This is a genomic window from Psychroflexus sp. ALD_RP9 (genome assembly GCF_017311165.1).
Taxonomy (GTDB): Bacteria; Bacteroidota; Bacteroidia; order Flavobacteriales; family Flavobacteriaceae; genus Psychroflexus.
On the sequence record NZ_CP062973.1, the window covers coordinates 1,296,334 to 1,313,077 of the forward strand.

The 16,744-nt window shown below is 33.5% G+C and carries 16 protein-coding genes; 7 read left to right on the top strand and 9 right to left on the bottom strand.

What is annotated here, in order from left to right; translation table 11 throughout:
- Positions 1–3: 3 nt before the first annotated feature.
- The 6 genes from IMZ30_RS06090 to IMZ30_RS06115 all read right to left on the bottom strand — a co-directional run bounded on the left by IMZ30_RS06090 (position 4) and on the right by IMZ30_RS06115 (position 5,826).
- Positions 4–492 (bottom strand): DUF4199 domain-containing protein, encoded by a 489-nt coding sequence (locus IMZ30_RS06090; RefSeq protein ID WP_207037449.1) that lies wholly within the window; start codon positions 490–492, stop codon positions 4–6.
- Positions 493–498: 6 nt separating this feature from the next.
- Entirely contained in the window at positions 499–3,864 is a 3,366-nt protein-coding gene (secA, locus tag IMZ30_RS06095; protein WP_207037450.1) for a preprotein translocase subunit SecA, read from the bottom strand.
- An 87-nt stretch (positions 3,865–3,951) separates the two neighbouring features.
- Positions 3,952–4,173 (bottom strand): DUF2795 domain-containing protein, encoded by a 222-nt coding sequence (locus IMZ30_RS06100; RefSeq protein WP_073193496.1) that lies wholly within the window; start codon positions 4,171–4,173, stop codon positions 3,952–3,954.
- 100 nt (positions 4,174–4,273) lie between these two features.
- Positions 4,274–4,837, bottom strand: coding sequence for a cob(I)yrinic acid a,c-diamide adenosyltransferase (locus tag IMZ30_RS06105; protein WP_207037451.1), 564 nt, complete (start codon positions 4,835–4,837; stop codon positions 4,274–4,276).
- 3 nt (positions 4,838–4,840) lie between these two features.
- Positions 4,841–5,014 carry a hypothetical protein gene (locus IMZ30_RS06110; RefSeq protein ID WP_207037452.1) on the bottom strand — a complete coding sequence of 58 codons (174 nt, stop codon included), beginning with the start codon at positions 5,012–5,014 and terminating at the stop codon, positions 4,841–4,843.
- 35 nt (positions 5,015–5,049) lie between these two features.
- Positions 5,050–5,826: an O-methyltransferase gene (locus IMZ30_RS06115; RefSeq protein ID WP_207037453.1), complete on the bottom strand. Its 777-nt coding sequence runs from the start codon at positions 5,824–5,826 to the stop codon at positions 5,050–5,052.
- A 102-nt stretch (positions 5,827–5,928) separates the two neighbouring features.
- Between IMZ30_RS06115 and IMZ30_RS06120 the strand changes: the two genes are divergently transcribed.
- The gene (locus tag IMZ30_RS06120; protein ID WP_200796298.1) at positions 5,929–6,102 is read left to right on the top strand and encodes a hypothetical protein; all 174 of its coding nucleotides are present in this window, start codon (positions 5,929–5,931) and stop codon (positions 6,100–6,102) included.
- Between the two features lie 87 nt (positions 6,103–6,189).
- Here the strand turns inward: IMZ30_RS06120 and IMZ30_RS06125 are convergent, their stop codons facing one another.
- Together IMZ30_RS06125 and IMZ30_RS06130 are read right to left on the bottom strand one after the other, a co-directional pair.
- On the bottom strand, positions 6,190–8,070 hold the full coding sequence (locus IMZ30_RS06125; protein ID WP_207037454.1) for an ABC-F family ATP-binding cassette domain-containing protein: 1,881 nt from the start codon (positions 8,068–8,070) through the stop codon (positions 6,190–6,192).
- 190 nt (positions 8,071–8,260) lie between these two features.
- Positions 8,261–10,705 carry a DUF5916 domain-containing protein gene (locus IMZ30_RS06130; RefSeq protein WP_207037455.1) on the bottom strand — a complete coding sequence of 815 codons (2,445 nt, stop codon included), beginning with the start codon at positions 10,703–10,705 and terminating at the stop codon, positions 8,261–8,263.
- A 108-nt stretch (positions 10,706–10,813) separates the two neighbouring features.
- Here IMZ30_RS06130 and IMZ30_RS06135 point away from each other — a divergent pair, with 108 nt between their 5' ends.
- The 4 genes from IMZ30_RS06135 to IMZ30_RS06150 are packed head-to-tail and all read left to right on the top strand — an operon-like array spanning position 10,814 to position 13,291.
- A complete protein-coding gene (locus tag IMZ30_RS06135) occupies positions 10,814–11,146 on the top strand; it encodes an ArsR/SmtB family transcription factor (RefSeq protein ID WP_207037456.1) in 333 nt (110 codons plus the stop codon).
- Positions 11,147–11,162: 16 nt separating this feature from the next.
- Entirely contained in the window at positions 11,163–11,615 is a 453-nt protein-coding gene (locus IMZ30_RS06140; RefSeq protein ID WP_207037457.1) for a DUF6428 family protein, read from the top strand.
- 3 nt (positions 11,616–11,618) lie between these two features.
- Complete coding sequence (gene arsB, locus IMZ30_RS06145) at positions 11,619–12,629, top strand: ACR3 family arsenite efflux transporter (protein ID WP_207037458.1); 1,011 nt, start codon at positions 11,619–11,621, stop codon at positions 12,627–12,629.
- A gap of 32 nt (positions 12,630–12,661) precedes the next feature.
- Positions 12,662–13,291: a hypothetical protein gene (locus tag IMZ30_RS06150; RefSeq protein WP_207037459.1), complete on the top strand. Its 630-nt coding sequence runs from the start codon at positions 12,662–12,664 to the stop codon at positions 13,289–13,291.
- Here IMZ30_RS06150 and IMZ30_RS06155 read toward each other — a convergent pair.
- Entirely contained in the window at positions 13,262–14,257 is a 996-nt protein-coding gene (locus tag IMZ30_RS06155; RefSeq protein ID WP_207037460.1) for a DUF3667 domain-containing protein, read from the bottom strand. The genes IMZ30_RS06150 and IMZ30_RS06155 overlap by 30 nt on opposite strands.
- A gap of 144 nt (positions 14,258–14,401) precedes the next feature.
- On the opposite strand from IMZ30_RS06155, the gene IMZ30_RS06160 reads away from it, so the two are divergent.
- Both IMZ30_RS06160 and IMZ30_RS06165 read left to right on the top strand, forming a co-directional pair.
- A complete protein-coding gene (locus tag IMZ30_RS06160; RefSeq protein ID WP_207037461.1) occupies positions 14,402–15,094 on the top strand; it encodes a TetR/AcrR family transcriptional regulator in 693 nt (230 codons plus the stop codon).
- A complete protein-coding gene (locus tag IMZ30_RS06165; RefSeq protein WP_207037462.1) occupies positions 15,081–16,742 on the top strand; it encodes a peptidase domain-containing ABC transporter in 1,662 nt (553 codons plus the stop codon). The genes IMZ30_RS06160 and IMZ30_RS06165 overlap by 14 nt, the downstream gene beginning before the upstream one ends.
- Positions 16,743–16,744: the final 2 nt, after the last annotated feature.

Genomic DNA, 16,744 nt, shown 5'->3' on the forward strand with positions numbered 1-16,744 from the left:
ATTTTATTTACTTGGCTTCTTTTTTTTGAAAAATAAAGCAATAATAGCTGACCAAAATATGCCCGTTGCTAAATTTCCAAACATGGCTTGTCGAGTAAAAGCTCCCATATTATACAAAGTCTCGGCTGAAGACTGATTAGTTCCATTTTTAACAGCTGTAATTACGGCTTTATTAAAAAATTCTGGTGATACATATTCACCTAAAACAAAAATAGGAACAGGAGAAAAACCAGCCACAATACCAGAAAAAATAGCACCTGAAATAAAGGCTTTTCGCCAATCGATTTTTTGATGGTATATTTTTTCATTTTTCTCTCGAATGCATAAATAAACAATAGCAATAAGTGGTAGATTTAAAGCCATTGAGTAAATACTGTACATGCCAATACTTTCATCATGCCAACCTAGAGCTTTTTCAGCATAAAGCCAAAGCAAATTGAGCAATGTAAAAAACATTGCCCATTTAAATTCTATTTTAAAATTCTTTATCATTTTGGTTTATGCTTTGCCTTTAAGCACCCATTCACCACGGTCAAGCAAAGGAGCAGCTTGTTTAAACTTTACTGTTTTTTCTTCACCATTCACAACATTTTTAATCACGACACGATCATTGCGACCAATTTTTGGCTGTTCTCTTACTATAGTTTCAGTAACTTGTTGCTGCTGACTCGCCGATTCTCCTGCTTGACGGTTTTGCATCGCTTGTTCATCAAGGTTTGGAATATTATCTTTTTGAGTAGTTAGATTTGGATCTTGTCGGCGTGTTTGCTTTGCTTCTTGAATATTGCTAGCATCGTTTTGAGGAATTTCACCTTTAAATAAGAAACTGATAACATCTTTATTAACCTCTTCGAGCATAACTTTGAATAATTCAAATGCTTCAAATTTATAAATAAGAAGTGGGTCTTTTTGTTCATGAACAGCTAATTGAACGCTTTGTTTTAATTCATCCATCTTACGAAGATGGTTTTTCCAAGCTTCATCAATTATAGCTAAGCTGATGTTTTTTTCAAAGTCTGTGACCAATTCTTTTCCTTCAGATTCGTAGGCTTGCTTTAAATTGGTAACCACCTGCAATGTCTTTTGACCATCGGTAAAAGGTACTGCTATACGTTCAAACTTTTCGCCTTGATTTTCATAGACTTGCTTAATAACAGGGAAAGCTTCTTCTGCATTTCGCTGCATTTTTTCTTGGTAATTTTTATAAGCAGCTTTGTAAATTAAACCTGTTAATTTTTGATCGGCCATTTTTTCAAATTCTTTTTCAGAAACTGGAGAGTTCATTGAGAAGAATCTGATGAGTTCAAATTCGAAATTACTAAAATCGTTGGCAGCTTTGTTGAAGTTTACGATTACTTCGGCTGTATCGAAGATAGTATTGGCAATGTCTATACGCAAACGGTTACCAAATAAGGCGTTGTAACGACGTTTGTAAATCACTTCACGTTGAGCGTTCATGACATCGTCGTATTCTAATAGTCGCTTTCTGATACCAAAGTTGTTTTCTTCAACTTTTTTCTGGGCGCGTTCAATAGACTTTGAAATCATGGAATGTTGAATTACTTCGCCTTCTTCAAGCCCCATTCGGTCCATGAGTTTTGCGATACGTTCACTTCCAAATTTACGCATTAAGCTATCTTCAAGAGATACATAAAATTGAGAACTTCCAGGATCACCTTGACGACCGGCACGACCACGTAATTGCCTATCAACACGTCTTGAATCGTGGCGTTCGGTACCAATAATTGCTAAACCGCCAGCTTGTTTAACTTCTTTAGAGAGTTTAATATCGGTACCACGGCCAGCCATATTAGTAGCAATGGTAACAACACCACTTTTACCAGCTTCTGCGACAACATCGGCTTCTTTTTTGTGAAGTTTAGCGTTTAAGACGTTGTGTTTAACGTTTCTGATTTTAAGCATTCGACTTAAAAGTTCAGATATTTCAACTGAGGTAGTTCCGATTAATATTGGTCTGCCAGCTTCAGAAAGTTTAACGACTTCTTCGGCAATGGCGTTGTATTTTTCACGAACTGTTTTATAAACTTTATCTTGCTTATCATCTCGTGCAATTGGTTTGTTGGTTGGTATTTCAACTACATCAAGTTCATAGATTTCCCAAAATTCACCTGCTTCGGTTACCGCTGTACCAGTCATCCCAGATAACTTGTTATACATACGGAAGTAATTTTGAAGTGTTATGGTAGCAAAGGTTTGTGTGGCATCTTCAATTTTGACGTTTTCTTTAGCTTCTATGGCTTGGTGTAAACCGTCTGAATAACGGCGACCATCCATAATACGACCTGTTTGCTCATCTACAATTTTAACTTTATTGTCAATTACCACATATTCGGTATCTTTTTCGAATAAAGTGTAGGCTTTAAGCAGTTGGTTTAAGGTATGAATACGTTCGCTTTTAATACTAAAGTTTCTGTAAAGCTCTTCTTTTTTCTCGGCTTCTTCTTCTTTTGAAAGATTTTGCTTTTCGATTTCGGCGATTTCCATACCAATTTCTGGCATGACAAAAAAGTCGTCGTCTTCAGATTTTGATAAAAACTCGATTCCTTTATCGGTCAAATCAATTTGATTGCTTTTTTCTTCAATTGTAAAATATAAGTCGGCATCTACTTTATGCATTTCACGATTATTATCTTGCATATAGTAGTTTTCAGTTTTTTGAAGCAACTGTTTAACGCCTTCTTCACTTAAGAACTTAATTAGGGCTTTGTTTTTTGGTAAACCTCTAAATACACGTAGAAGTAAAAAGCCACCTTCTTTTTTATCGCCAGCTTTAATTAGTTTTTTTGCTTCAGCTAGGACGCCAATTAAGTGTTTACGTTGGGCTTCAACAATTTTGGCAATTTGAGGTTTAAGATTGTCAAATTCATGAACATCACCTTTTGGGACAGGTCCTGAAATAATTAATGGTGTTCTCGCTTCATCAATTAAAACGGAGTCAACTTCATCAACGATGGCAAAATTATGTTTACGTTGAACAAGGTCTTTTGGTGAGTGACTCATGTTATCTCGAAGGTAATCGAAACCAAATTCGTTATTTGTTCCGTAAGTAATATCGGCATTATAAGCCCTGCGGCGTTCTTCAGAATTTGGTTTGTAGTAATCTACACAAGCCACGCTTAAGCCATGAAATTCGAAAATTGGAGCCATCCAAGCGCTATCACGTTTGGCAAGGTAATCGTTTACAGTTACTAAGTGAACACCTTTTCCTGTAAGTGCATTTAAGTATACTGGTAAAGTGGCGACAAGTGTTTTTCCTTCACCAGTTTGCATCTCGGCAATTTTACCTTGGTGCATAGCAATACCACCAATTAATTGAACATCGTAATGTACCATATCCCAAGTGACAGGTTTTCCTGCAGCATCCCAAGAATTTTGCCAAATAGCATAATCGCCATCTAAGGATATGTAATCTTTTTGTGCAGAAAGTGCACGATCAAATTCAGACGCGGTAACTTTTAATTCGGTGTTATTTAAAAAGCGTTTGGCGGTTTCTTTAACCGTTGCAAAAGCTTCTGGTAAAATTTCGTTTAGGACTTCTTCAGATATTTTATAGGCTTCATCATCAAGGTTGTCTATTTGTGTAAATAGGCTTTCTTTTTCATCAATATCTTCTTTTGCTTCTGCCTTTTGGCGTAGTTCGTCTTGTTGCGCCCTGATTTCTTTGGTAGCTTCTTGAAGTTTAGCCTTAAACTTAGTAGTATTAGCTCTAAGTTCGTCTAGGCTTAATTGTTCAAATTGACTTTCGAAAGATTTTATTTTGTCGACTAGTGGTGTAATTTGTTTCAAGTCTTTTTTAGTCTTGTCACCCACAAATACTTTAAGTACAGCGTCTAGTATGCCCATAATGCAATTAATAAATTATAATTCAAAGGTAGTGAAAAAAAAAAGTCTCTGTGCGAGACTTTTTAAGCTTTTATAAGTTGAAAATGATTAATATTCATCTTCATTCCAGAGGTAATCTTCATCAGTGGGATAATCTGGCCAAATTTCTTCAATAGAGTCGTAGGTATCTCCTTCGTCTTCAATAGATTGTAGGTTTTCTACAACCTCTAAAGGCGCACCAGTTCTAATGGCATAATCAATCAACTCATCTTTGGTGGCTGGCCAAGGAGCGTCACTTAAATACGATGCTAATTCTAGTGTCCAATACATTTTTATAATGTGTTTAATATTTTTGCAAATGTAATTTTTTTGCCGAAATAGTCAAGTTTTTTATGATTTATTTCAGCTTTGAAAATCAAATTGTTAGCGTTTATTTTTGTTTTTCAGGAATCCATTTTACTTCATTAGCGTCAAGTTCTTTAGCTGTGGCTCGAGACACTACAAATAAATAATCAGACAAACGATTTAAATATTGTAAAACTTCTGTATCAAAATTTTCAATTTCAAAAAGTGCTGTGGCGTTACGTTCGGCGCGGCGACAAACGCAACGACAAATATGTGCTTGAGAGACTGTTTTGTGCCCGCCAGGAAGTACAAAATGTGTCATTTCGGGCAAATTTTTGTTCATTTCATCAATACGATGTTCAAGATAATTAATGTCATCTTGCGTGATTCGTTGTATGTTAAGGCGTTTTTGTTTAGCTTCTTCGGCTTCGGTAGCTAAGATGGCACCAATTGTGAACAATTGATGTTGAATTTGATTGATATCAGCTTCAATTTGAGTATTGACTTCATGGTCTTTAAGCATGCCCAAATGAGCATTTAATTCGTCTACCGTTCCATAGCTTTCAATCCGGATATGATGTTTTGGAACACGCGACCCGCCAAAAAGCGAGGTTGTGCCTTTATCTCCTGTTTTAGTATATATTTTCATAGTTTATAACTTGTTGTTTTTGCGTCTTTCTGAAACACTTTTGCCAAAAGCTTTACCTTTTCGGCTCTGACGTTTTTGTTGGTTACGTTTGTGGTTTAACATGACCAGAATAAATAAAACGGCTAGACCTATTATAACAGCAATAATTTGCATTTCTGGTGAAAGCTCGCTAAACATAAATTAGAATTTTAGGTCTAAAATAGCAAAATTAATTAGATTCTAATTCTAAAATGCTCTTTTGCTTGTTCAGGTCTTTTAAAGCAAATTCCCCAGTAAAAAGTATCAATACTGACATGAATTTCAGGCGAATTAGAAACTTCTTCCCAAGCTTTTGTCATTTCCTTCGACCAATGAATATCATCAAAAATAAAGATAGTTTGGTCGTGTGCATGCGGCTTTAATTGATTGAAATAGTGCCAAGTTGCCTCATAATTATGATGACCATCTATATAAATTAAATCATAAGTTTTGGTCGGAGCAAGACTTTTGATCAATTGGTTGAAGTCACTGTTATGTGTTGTGATTTTAGATGTACAGTTGAAATTTTTAAATAAAGCTTCAGCACGTTTTAGTGTGTTTGGGCAAGCTTCTACGGTGTCTAGTTGTAAAGTATTATTTAGCGCTATGGCTAAACTTCCTAAACCTAAAGATGTACCAAGTTCTAATGCATTTTCAACTTTTAGGTAATTGCAAATGCGGTTGAGCAATTGGGCTCTTTTTTTGGTTATACCAGCATTTTTAGCAATTTGGTTGACTGCCCGTTGGTTAGTATTAAATACACGTGAGCCAGCACCGAAGTCTTTTACTGAAATTAATGACTTGTCATTTAATAACTCAAGTTTTGCATTTTGCCATGTTTTATAGGCTTTCCGAGGCGATTTATCGTAAAAGCATTGTGTAACTAATTTGTAAACGAAAGGTGAGTGCACGCCATGCTGATTTTTAGAGTTCAGCAAAAAATTGAGATATGAATGAATTTGATGTTTCATACACGGCTAAATTAAACTTTTAATTAAAATAACTCAAAACTGATTTTAATCATGTTTTAAGTTTTGTTAAGCCTTTATTTTTGCTGTACAAAATATGAAGCTATGTATTCACTTTTATCAACTCTTTTAGTTAATTGGTCTAATGGTGCTTTCATTATGACTGTAATTTTTGGTCTTGTTATTTTAGGTTTAATAGGCGCTGTAATTATTTTTATAAATAACAGCATAAAAAAAGATCAACGTAAGAAAAAAGAGCTTGAAGAACAACAGAATTAGTCCAACGCATTAATGTCTAATCAACATTAATATTTCATAGTAATAGGATTTTTTTGGCACCAGTTTTCTGGTGCCTTTTTAGTTAATTTAGGCATCCATCTTCATAGAAATTTCAAACCATTTTTCGGTTTTTTGGTCAATTTTATCGCTGATGTCTTGAAGCTTGATGGAGTTTTCTTTAATTTCTTCTGGACTTAAGTCGTTTAGAAATTTTGCTTCCAGTTGCTCTTTTTCGCGCTCCAGTTTTTTGATATCACTTTCCAGCCGTTTGTATTCTTTTTGCTCTTGATAACTTAGTTTAGCCGTTGTTGCTGTTTTTTGAGTAACTTCAGTTGGTACCGAAGTTTTTTCACTAGGTTGTGCATATTTTTCGTTTTGTTCTAATTGCTTGATGGCGCGATAATCTGAATAATTTCCGGGGAAGTCTGTAATTTTTCTATCACCAAATACAAATAAGTGGTCTACAATTTTATCCATAAAATAGCGGTCGTGAGAAACCACAATTAAGCAACCTGGGTAATCGAGTAAAAATTGTTCTAAAACGTTTAAGGTAATTATGTCGAGGTCGTTTGTTGGTTCGTCAAGAATTAAAAAGTTAGGATTTTGAATTAAAACGGTACATAAATAAAGTCGTTTTTTTTCGCCACCACTAAGCTTTTCTACAAAATCGTATTGCTTTTTTCGGTCGAATAAAAACTGCTCGAGCAATTGTTGAGCTGAAATTTTTCGGCCTTTTTTTAATGGAATATAATCGCCATACTCTCGTATTACATCAATTACTTTTTGTTGTGGTTTAGGTTTGATACCGCTTTGTGTATAATAGCCAATTTTAATGGTTTCACCAATAACTACTTTTCCTGAGTCTGGATTGTTTTTCCCGGTAACAATATTTAGAAAAGTTGATTTTCCTGTACCATTTTTACCAATAATGCCGATGCGTTCGCCACGTTTAAATACATAATCGAAATTTTGGAACAAGACTTTGTCGTTATAAGCTTTAGAAATTTTATGTAATTCAATGACCTTAGAACCTAAACGTTCCATGTTAATTTCCAGATTAACTTTGTGATCTTTACGGCGGCTAGTTGCTCTATCTTTAATGTCCTGAAAATTTTCGATACGTGATTTAGATTTGGTTGTTCTTGCTTTAGGTTGCCGTCGCATCCATTCTAGTTCAGATTTGTAGAGTTGTTTTGCTTTAGCAAGATTAGTGGCTTCTGTTTCCATCCGATTGGCACGATGCTCGACATAATAAGCGTAATTACCTTTGTAAGGGAAAAGTTGCTGTTGGTCGAGCTCAATAATATGGTTGCAAACGCGATCTAAAAAATAGCGATCGTGCGTTACCATAAACAAGGTAAGCGAACTTGATTTAAGGTAATCTTCAAGCCACTCTATCATTTCTAAATCTAAATGGTTAGTTGGTTCATCAAGTATTAATAAATCAGGTTGATTTAAAATTAAATTAGCCAATGCTAAACGTTTACGTTGGCCGCCAGATAAATCGCTTATTTTTTGGTCTAGATTGTTTAACTTTAATTTACTAAGAATTTGTTTATAATCTGTTTCAAAATCCCAAGCTTGTAATGCTTCCATTTTATCGAAGGCTTTTTGCATTACTTCAGTGTTATCAGGATTTTTTAAAGCTTTGTTGTAAGCATCAATAGCTTTGAGAGTTGGGTTTTCTGCAGCAAATATACTTTGTTCGACTGTCAGTGTTTGATCAAGTTGAGGTTCTTGAGATAAGTAACCAAGTTTTAAGTCTTTTCGTTTAACAACTTGGCCGCTGTCAGGCTCATCAAAACCAGCAATGATGTTTAATAATGAAGTTTTTCCAGAGCCATTCTTAGCGATTAAAGCCATTTTTTGACCTTGGTTAATGCCAAAAGATAAGTTGTCAAATAAAACTAAAGTTCCATAAGATTTTGAAATTTGCTCTACCGAAAGTAATGCTGATGGCGTTTCCATGTCAATTTTTTTGCGAATGTAGTGCAAATATTAATTGCTAAAAAATTCGATTTATGAATAAAGTATACCTAGGTTTATATGTTTTTTGCCGCTTCACTTTTCATTTATAAAAACAATGATTTGTTTAAAGCGTGAAAAGTTGATCTAAAAGCGGGATGATATGATAAGTAATTTTAAACTTTGACTGTAGTTAAACTGATTTGAACACTCGTCTTGCTAATGAATTGACATCTATAAAATACTGTAATCTTATCGATAAAGTATGCTGTGTGTTTTGTTGAAACAATTGATCTAAACTCGTATTAAAGTTAGCTTCAGCCTGATTGGTGTTTCTAAATAATTGGTTGCGATATAATGCGGTTAAAAAACTACCTGGCGCAAATTGCCAAGAATAACTCAAATCGATATTCCAAGTGCTAAAATTAATATCTGGGCTAGAGTCTAAATCTGTTTTAGGAAGATTAAAGTTTTCAGTCAAACGGCCATTTGCTTGTAGATTATACATATAAGTATCGTATAAAACGGTGTCCCAATAATGTCTAAATTGAAGTTTTAAGGCGTTAAACGGGTTAAAGGTGTAGTTTGCATTGATACTATTTTCAATAATTTTTCGATCACGTTCACCAAAAATACTTTGGTTATTAAAAAAAGTTGCAAATCCACGGTCGTTAATCGTTTCATTAATGGTAAATTCATAAGTCATAAAAAATGCATCATTAAATCTAAACCGCGGCTCTATGTTGATGCGGTATGATGTTGTATTTCGGTTTTTTTCAAAAAAAGTTCCTGCATTTAAACGGAGATCTAATGCAAATGGACGGTTGTAGTTGCTTGAAATAAAACCGCCAACATCAATAGCATTTTCGTAGATAAAATAACGGCCATCAATACGTGGTTCAAAATAATCATATTGTTTTCCAGGTTCTAAACTGAAGTTAAATCCGAATGAATCTAGCTTTAAAGTGTTTGCAAAAAAGTTACCATTAACCATTAAACCTGTAAATGTATTCGGGTTAGCCAAGCGTTCATAATTAATATCTAAACTGTATTGATAGTTTTGAAAAAGTTGTGTTGGCTCAAATTCTCGATAAGAAACTTCTGCATATGTGTTATTGTAGTTATTTCTTAACAATAAGCCTAAATCATTAATATCGAATTTTTTATCTGCATAATCTTGACCTAAGGCAAACCTAAAATTGCCGCCAACCTTAGCCACTTCAGCTGTGGCACTGTAACCACTTTTTGGCTGATTTGTATCACTTAATTGACTCGTTTTTGCTTCAGCTGATATCGCGTAGGTATTCGATTTATCAATTAAATTTAGTAAGGCACCTGTAACGTTTGCATCCCTAAAATCACCCTGTCTAGAAACATTCGTATTAATTAAGCTAACCGATGAGTTTCGGTTAAATTGTTGGTCTAAAACTAAAATATTATAATTGGTCAATGGCTCTACTAATTCACGCCGGTTTAAACCACTAATGGTATCTCTAATATTTACATATGTTTTTTCAGTTAAAGCGTTAAAAACACCAATTCCTAGGCCATTTTTTAAACGACCAGATAACTTTGCAGCATTAATTAAGTCTACTTTTGAAGGTCTAGCTTGTATTTGTTCATTTTCATTTAAATTAACTTGACCTGTTGGTGCACTACCAACACGACGTGAAAAAAATAAATTACCTTTTGTAAATAAATCGATACCTTCGGTAAAAAATTGACGCTGTTCGGCAAAAGTTTGCTCAAACGGACCTAAATTAAGTACAATGTTATCGAAGCGTGCTTGGCTAAAATCTGGAATTAAAGTCGCATCAAGAGTAATATTATCGGTTATACCGTATTTAATATCCATCCCAAATTTTAAATCTGTTGAGGTTGTATTGGTATTTTGGTTAACTAAGCCAGTTGTAAATGGATATAAATTTAGGCGTAAAGGTGGCTTAAGATTTTTAATACCCGTTAATTCACCATGATAAATTCCTTCATAAGCTTTGGTGGGATCTATGGCATTCCAGGCATATTCTGAGCGTTCGCGTCTAAAAAAACGTTTAAATTGAACGCCCCAAGTTTGTACATCATCTTTTGGAAAACGTAAACTGCGGTATGGAATTAAAAGCTCAAGTTGCCAACCAAAATCAGTTAATTGTACAGCGCTTTCCCAAACCGCATTCCAACCGAAATCTTGCCCTAAGCTGGGAGTCGATAAGGCATCTGCTTGAACACCAGAACTAAATACAATAAACTGAGTATCGTTTTGGGCATCGTTATTAGGATTTAAAACAAGCGTGAAATAGTCGGTTTGGCCAAACTCATCACGTTTGGTGAGCTGATTCATCATTAAACTTGGCTCGTCATAGAGTTTAGCCGCAAGGTAAATGCCTTTTTCATTATAAAACATTTTAACTTCAGTTTTGATTTTATCATCAGCTTGAAGACCTATGTTTGGGGTAAATTGAGTAAAATTAGTAGCTGTTGGTAAATTTTGCCAAATGCTATCATTAAGTTTTCCATCGATGACGGCAGAAGCTTCGGTTGAAGTGATTTTATACTGCTTTTTTGTTTGTGATACGACATTAAAATTACAAATTAAGCTAAGAAAAAATAGAAGTTGTAATTGCTTAAAGGTAAAATTCATCTGCTGAGTTTAAAATCATCTATATTTTGACCACAAGTTTAATTAAAAGTTGAAAAAACTTGGCTGAAATATTTTATAATCGTAATATTGCAATATATAATTTTAACGATGGGAATTACAAAATCAAATTTATTTACTGAAAAACAAAACCAATTGGCTAAAGTAGCCAAGGTTTTAGGTCATCCAGCACGAATAGCTATTTTAGATGTTTTACTTTCTACTGAAACTTGTATTTGTGGCGACTTGGTTGAAGAACTGGGTTTAGCGCAAGCAACAATTAGTCAACATTTACGAGAGTTAAAGTCGGTAGGTATTATTCAAGGTAATATTGAAGGTAAATCGGTTTGTTATTGTATTAATCCAGAACAATGGCAATATATAAGCCATCAATTTACAAATATGTTTCAACGTTTCCCATCATCAAATTCAGATTGTTGTTAATCAAAATTAAATTAAAATGACATTACAAGAAGTTAAATCACATTTAGAACATTTAGAGAGTTTAAAATTTCAATTACCTGATGGTCGTGTTGTTCCAGAGCATTTTCATGTAACCGAAGTTGGTGAAGTGACTAAACACTTTATTGATTGTGGCGGTACCATTCGTCATGAAAAAGTGGCGAATTTTCAACTTTGGACTGCCGATGATGTCGATCATCGTTTACAGCCTCAAAAATTAAAAAATATCATTTCTCTATCAGAACGCGAGCTTCAGTTGAACCCTAATTTAAATGTAGAAGTCGAATACCAAGGTAGCACGATTGGGAAATATCATTTAGAGTTTAAGGATGGTAAATTTCAATTAATTTCAACTCTAACAGATTGTTTAGCAAAAGACAAGTGTGGAATTCCTGAACCTCAGGAACAAGAAACAGCAACAGCTTGCGATCCTAATTCTGGTTGCTGTTAAATCATGGGTTTTTTTGAGCGATACCTCAGTATTTGGGTGATATTATGTATTGTAGTCGGTATAGGTTTGGGTTATGTCGCTGGTGATAGTATTTCTATTATTAGCGACTTAACTTATGCAAATGTTAATTTGCCTATAGCTATTTTAGTTTGGTTAATGATTTACCCGATGATGGTGCAAATCGATTTTTCTTCCTTAAAAAATATACAACAACATGGCAAAGGTTTAGGACTAACTTTAGTGGTTAATTGGCTTATTAAACCTTTTTCAATGGCCTTTTTTGCGTTGTTGTTTTTAGATCAAATCTTCCAGGCTTATTTAACGCCAGATCAGGCCAGTCAATATATTGCGGGAGCCATAATTTTAGGTGCTGCGCCTTGTACGGCGATGGTGTTTGTGTGGTCTTATTTAACTAAAGGTGATGCTAATTATACCTTAGTTCAAGTTTCGATTAACGATTTAATTTTGCTGGTTGCTTTTATACCTATTGTTAAGTTTTTATTAGGTGTAACCAATATTGAAATTCCCTATGAAACACTACTAACATCAGTTCTAATTTTTGTCGTGATACCACTTTCAGCAGGTTATTTATCTAATAAATATTTAATTAAAAAGTATGGTAAAGATTGGTTTGCTCATCGGTTTTTACCTGTTTTAAAACCACTTTCTATTTTGGCTTTGCTTACAACATTAGTTTTATTGTTTGCATTTCAAGGCCAAACCATTGTCGAAAAACCGCTTCATATTTTGTTAATAGCTGTGCCTTTAACCATTCAAACTTATGTGATTTTCTTTTTAAGTTGGTTTGCAGGTCGTTTTCTCAAACTTAGACATCGTATTTGTGCGCCATCAGCAATGATTGGTGCAAGTAACTTTTTCGAGTTAGCGGTAGCAGTAGCAATTGCTTTGTTTGGTCTTAATTCGGGTGCTGCTTTAGCAACCGTTGTAGGTGTATTAATTGAAGTTCCTGTCATGTTATCACTCGTAGCTATTGCCAATAAATGGCGGTATTGACTATAAACCAGGCTGAATAACTCTATCATTTTATGAAACAAATCGGAAATTATTGCGAACAGTTTAAAGCTGAAGAATCTAAACTTTCACCTGAGCGAATTGCTTTATTAAAATGTGCGGCAAAAGCCATTTCAGTTGAAGTAACAGATGCGCATACACCGGTAAAGTTAATGTTTATTTGTACACATAACTCACGCCGTAGCCAGTTGGCGCAAGCATGGGCGTTTGTTTTTTCTGAGTATTACTTTCCGAACGTTTTTGAAGTGTATTCTGGTGGAACTGAAGTAACGGCTTGCCATCCGAATACTCTAAAATCCCTGCAAAATATTGGGTTTGATGTGCAAGCCAGAGAAACTTCAACTGTAAACGCTAAACATCTTCTGAAATTTCAAAACTCTTCTTTAAGTTTATATTCAAAACTGTATCATACGTCAGAACATCCATCAACTCATTTTATCGCTTTTATGACTTGTGCACAAGCGTCGAAAAATTGCCCTGTAGTTTTTGGTGCAAAGCATCGATTCAATTTCAATTTTGAAGACCCTAAACGTTTTGATGATACGCCAAGTGCTATAATTGAATACGAGAAAACTGCACTAGAAATCGGACGAGAACTTCATTTTTTATTCAATTTAGTAAAACATCAAACTCGCACTAATTAAGCTCACAACAAACAATAGACACGTTATTATGTAGAGAAATGCCAATAAAAAGCATTTAACCAATGTTTTGAAAAAGCCTTGTTTGTAAAAATACATCGAGGCCATAATATGGTAGATTATAAAAAGATAAATTGAAATTGAGTTAAAACTAGCAGAGTCGTTATTTACCATAAAGTTGATGCTAATTTCAAGGAGTAACAAAAGAAAAAACACACTTGTTTCATGGAAGTTAAAAATGAGATGATCAACATAAGTAAATTTACGTCTGAGATAAAACAACCAAGAAAAGAGGCTAAATATAGGGATAAAACCAAACAAGAAAAACGGTAGTTTAGGTAGGATGTAGGTTATAAAATCACTCGGACTTTTTTCTAGTTTAAAGCTTCCATTAATTAATTTAACCTTGAGCTGGTTGGTCATGGAGTCTTCAAAACCAAGTTGGGTCCTTATACTATCATAGCTTGATAAACCACTGTATTTAATATACCGACTCGTTTTTTGAAAATTAAATTTTTTTGACTTTTGCTTTGCGATTGACTTAGCTATGGAGTCATTCGGTTTTATTAAAAATTCTTTATTGGTTTCATTAACTTGTTTTTGGATTTCTTCTTTAGGAATTAACCAGGTTAACACCAAAAAGAAAATAATAGCAATGCTTATAAAAAATCGAAATGGGTTAACGTATTTAATGCGTTTGCCATGTGTATATTCTAGTGAAATTTTACCTGGGCGTGTAAAAATAGCGCCGATTGTTTTTCTTAAGCGCGAATCGTATGAAAAAATACTTGCTAATAATTCTTTTATTAAATCGCTAAGGCTTAATTTTTTGTTTGAATTACGCTGGCCACAATTAGAGCAGTATTGATCTGAAACATCAATCATATGTTGGCAATTTAAGCAAGTTTCAGATCGAAACTCACGTTTAAAACGTTTTGGTTTGCCAATAGATTTTAGCCATTTTAACATATTGTAAATATAGCAATCAAAATTAATTTAACTATATATTAATAATTCTTATGTTATTAATACAACATATAAATAATCAATTATGAACTCTTTAAGAAAAAAGTGATAGTAATACTATTACATTTGCATTATAAAGTTTTATAAATGGAAAGCTTACTTTCAAATATTAGAATTAATATCAGTGAATGTCTTTATGTTAAGGATCCTGAAAGTTCAAAATTAGGAAGGCGTATTTTGTCTAACAGTATTTCATTAATAGATAGATTAGGCTTTGAGGAGTTTAATTTTAAAAAGTTAGGTCAAGAAATACAATCTAATGAAAGTTCGATTTATAGATATTTTGAAAATAAGCAAAAGCTACTTCAATACCTTTCAGCTTTATATTGGGGTATTTTAGAGTATCGCTTAGTAGTTGAGACCACAGCGATTCAAAATCCAGAAGAGCGTTTATATAAAGCTGTTGAAATTGTAACTAAAAACCCACAAAGTATTTCTACACAGCCACACATTAATTTGCATAATTTGCGTAATATTATCATAGCTGAATTTACGAAATCTTATCATCAAAAACATGTTGATGAAGATAATAGTGAAGGCAGTTTTAGTATTTACAAACGTTTAGTGTTACGCATTGCTGAAATGATTCAATTAGTCGATTCAAATTTTAAGTTTCCAAAGTCATTAGCTTCAACTATATTAGATGGCGCGTTACATCAATTTTTTATTTCGGCACATTTTAAATCGATTAGTGATACAGCTTCAAATAGCGAGGTTTTCGATTTTTTCAATCAAATGATTTCAAGACTTTTAAACAGAACAACCAATGGCTCAAAATAATAATACACCATGGCAACGCTTGCTTAGTTTAATGCAATTAGAGCGAGAAGACATTTACAAAATTTTACTTTATGCGGCCTTTGCTGGTTTAGTAGGCTTGTCTTTACCACTTGGTATTCAGGCTATAATTAACTTAATTCAAGGCGGACAATTTAACGCTTCGATTATGGTATTAATAGGCTTGGTGCTTATTGGCGTTATTTTTCAAGGCGTGTTACGATTTATGCAATTACGAATTGCTGAAGATTTGCAGCAACGTATTTTTACAAGATCATCATTTGAGTTTACATACCGTTTTCCAAAAATTAAAGCTGAAGCCTTTGAAGGTTATTACCCACCAGAATTAGCTAACCGGTTTTTTGATACAATGATTGTTCAAAAAGGTGTTCCGAAAATGCTTATTGATTTTTCGGCTGCTTTGTTACAAATTATTTTTGGACTTATTTTATTATCGTTTTACCATCCGTTTTTCATTTTATTTGGGGTTTTATTGGTGATTTTACTATACGTTGTCTTTAAGTTTAGTGTTCCAGAAGGTCTGCAAACCAGTTTAAATGAATCTAAATTTAAATATAAGGTAGCTCATTGGATAGAAGAAGTTGCACGTAGTTATGAAAGCTTTAAAGTGTCAGATAGCTTTTCATTGTCAAGTAAAAAAAATGACAAATTAGCACTGGATTATTTAAACGCTCGTGAAAGTCACTTTTCAATTTTAAAGTTGCAGTTTTTCAAAATGATTGGTTTTAAGGCTTTAGTGACAGGTGCATTATTAATCATAGGTGGTTTGTTAGTTATTAATCAACAAATGAATATCGGTCAATTTGTTGCAGCTGAAATTGTTATTTTATTGATGATTACTTCAGTTGAAAAACTAATACTAGGCTTAGAAAATGTTTATGATGTTTTAACCTCATTAGAAAAAATAGGTCAGATTGCTGATTTGCCACTTGAAAATCAAGGTGGTTTAAAACCATTTTCAACTTCATCTAAGCTTAATCTAGAACTTCAAAACATTAATTTAATTTATGATAAATCACAGCGTCAAGTTTTATCTAACATTAATTTTGATTTATCACCGAAAGAACATACCTATATTTATGGCCCAAGTGGTGCTGGTAAAACTACTTTTTTAAAATTGTTAGCAGGCTTAATTATGCCTACTAGTGGGCAAATTTATGTGAATGATCAGAATATACAAAACATAGATTTTGAACATTATAGATCTTTTGTAGGTCATGTTTTACCCAATAACTTACCTTTTGAAGGAAGTATAAAAGATAATATTAGCTTTAATAATCCTGATATTACAACTAAAGAATTGAATGAAGTTCTTGAAAAATTATGTTTAAAAACCTTTGTTAAGTCACAGCCAAAAGGAATAGAAACTATTATATCGACCGATGGTCAGCAATTATCATATACCATCTCAAAAAAAATCATGTTGGCAAGAGCTGTCGTTTCTAAACCAAAATTGTTAGTTTTAAAAGACCCACTTAACGAGTTTGAGCCTAATGAAACTGAACAAATTTTAGAGTATTTGTTTGAAGAATCACAACCTTGGACAATCGTTGTTGTCAGTCGCAAAACCATTTGGAAACAATATTGCAAACGCCAAATTAATTTAATTAACGGAAAACTAGATGCTTAATC

Excerpts from the sequence above, each read along its gene's own strand:
- IMZ30_RS06165 (WP_207037462.1), top strand. The coding sequence starts at position 15,081 with ATGGCTCAAAATAATAATACACCATGGCAACGCTTGCTTAGTTTAATG.
- IMZ30_RS06140 (WP_207037457.1), top strand. The coding sequence starts at position 11,163 with ATGACATTACAAGAAGTTAAATCACATTTAGAACATTTAGAGAGTTTA.
- IMZ30_RS06155 (WP_207037460.1), bottom strand. The coding sequence starts at position 14,257 with ATGTTAAAATGGCTAAAATCTATTGGCAAACCAAAACGTTTTAAACGT.
- IMZ30_RS06150 (WP_207037459.1), top strand. The coding sequence starts at position 12,662 with ATGAAACAAATCGGAAATTATTGCGAACAGTTTAAAGCTGAAGAATCT.
- IMZ30_RS06100 (WP_073193496.1), bottom strand. The coding sequence starts at position 4,173 with ATGTATTGGACACTAGAATTAGCATCGTATTTAAGTGACGCTCCTTGG.
- IMZ30_RS06120 (WP_200796298.1), top strand. The coding sequence starts at position 5,929 with ATGTATTCACTTTTATCAACTCTTTTAGTTAATTGGTCTAATGGTGCT.
- IMZ30_RS06110 (WP_207037452.1), bottom strand. The coding sequence starts at position 5,014 with ATGTTTAGCGAGCTTTCACCAGAAATGCAAATTATTGCTGTTATAATA.
- IMZ30_RS06135 (WP_207037456.1), top strand. The coding sequence starts at position 10,814 with ATGGGAATTACAAAATCAAATTTATTTACTGAAAAACAAAACCAATTG.
- IMZ30_RS06090 (WP_207037449.1), bottom strand. The coding sequence starts at position 492 with ATGATAAAGAATTTTAAAATAGAATTTAAATGGGCAATGTTTTTTACA.
- arsB (WP_207037458.1), top strand. The coding sequence starts at position 11,619 with ATGGGTTTTTTTGAGCGATACCTCAGTATTTGGGTGATATTATGTATT.
- secA (WP_207037450.1), bottom strand. The coding sequence starts at position 3,864 with ATGGGCATACTAGACGCTGTACTTAAAGTATTTGTGGGTGACAAGACT.
- IMZ30_RS06125 (WP_207037454.1), bottom strand. The coding sequence starts at position 8,070 with ATGGAAACGCCATCAGCATTACTTTCGGTAGAGCAAATTTCAAAATCT.
- IMZ30_RS06130 (WP_207037455.1), bottom strand. The coding sequence starts at position 10,705 with ATGAATTTTACCTTTAAGCAATTACAACTTCTATTTTTTCTTAGCTTA.
- IMZ30_RS06160 (WP_207037461.1), top strand. The coding sequence starts at position 14,402 with ATGGAAAGCTTACTTTCAAATATTAGAATTAATATCAGTGAATGTCTT.
- IMZ30_RS06115 (WP_207037453.1), bottom strand. The coding sequence starts at position 5,826 with ATGAAACATCAAATTCATTCATATCTCAATTTTTTGCTGAACTCTAAA.
- IMZ30_RS06105 (WP_207037451.1), bottom strand. The coding sequence starts at position 4,837 with ATGAAAATATATACTAAAACAGGAGATAAAGGCACAACCTCGCTTTTT.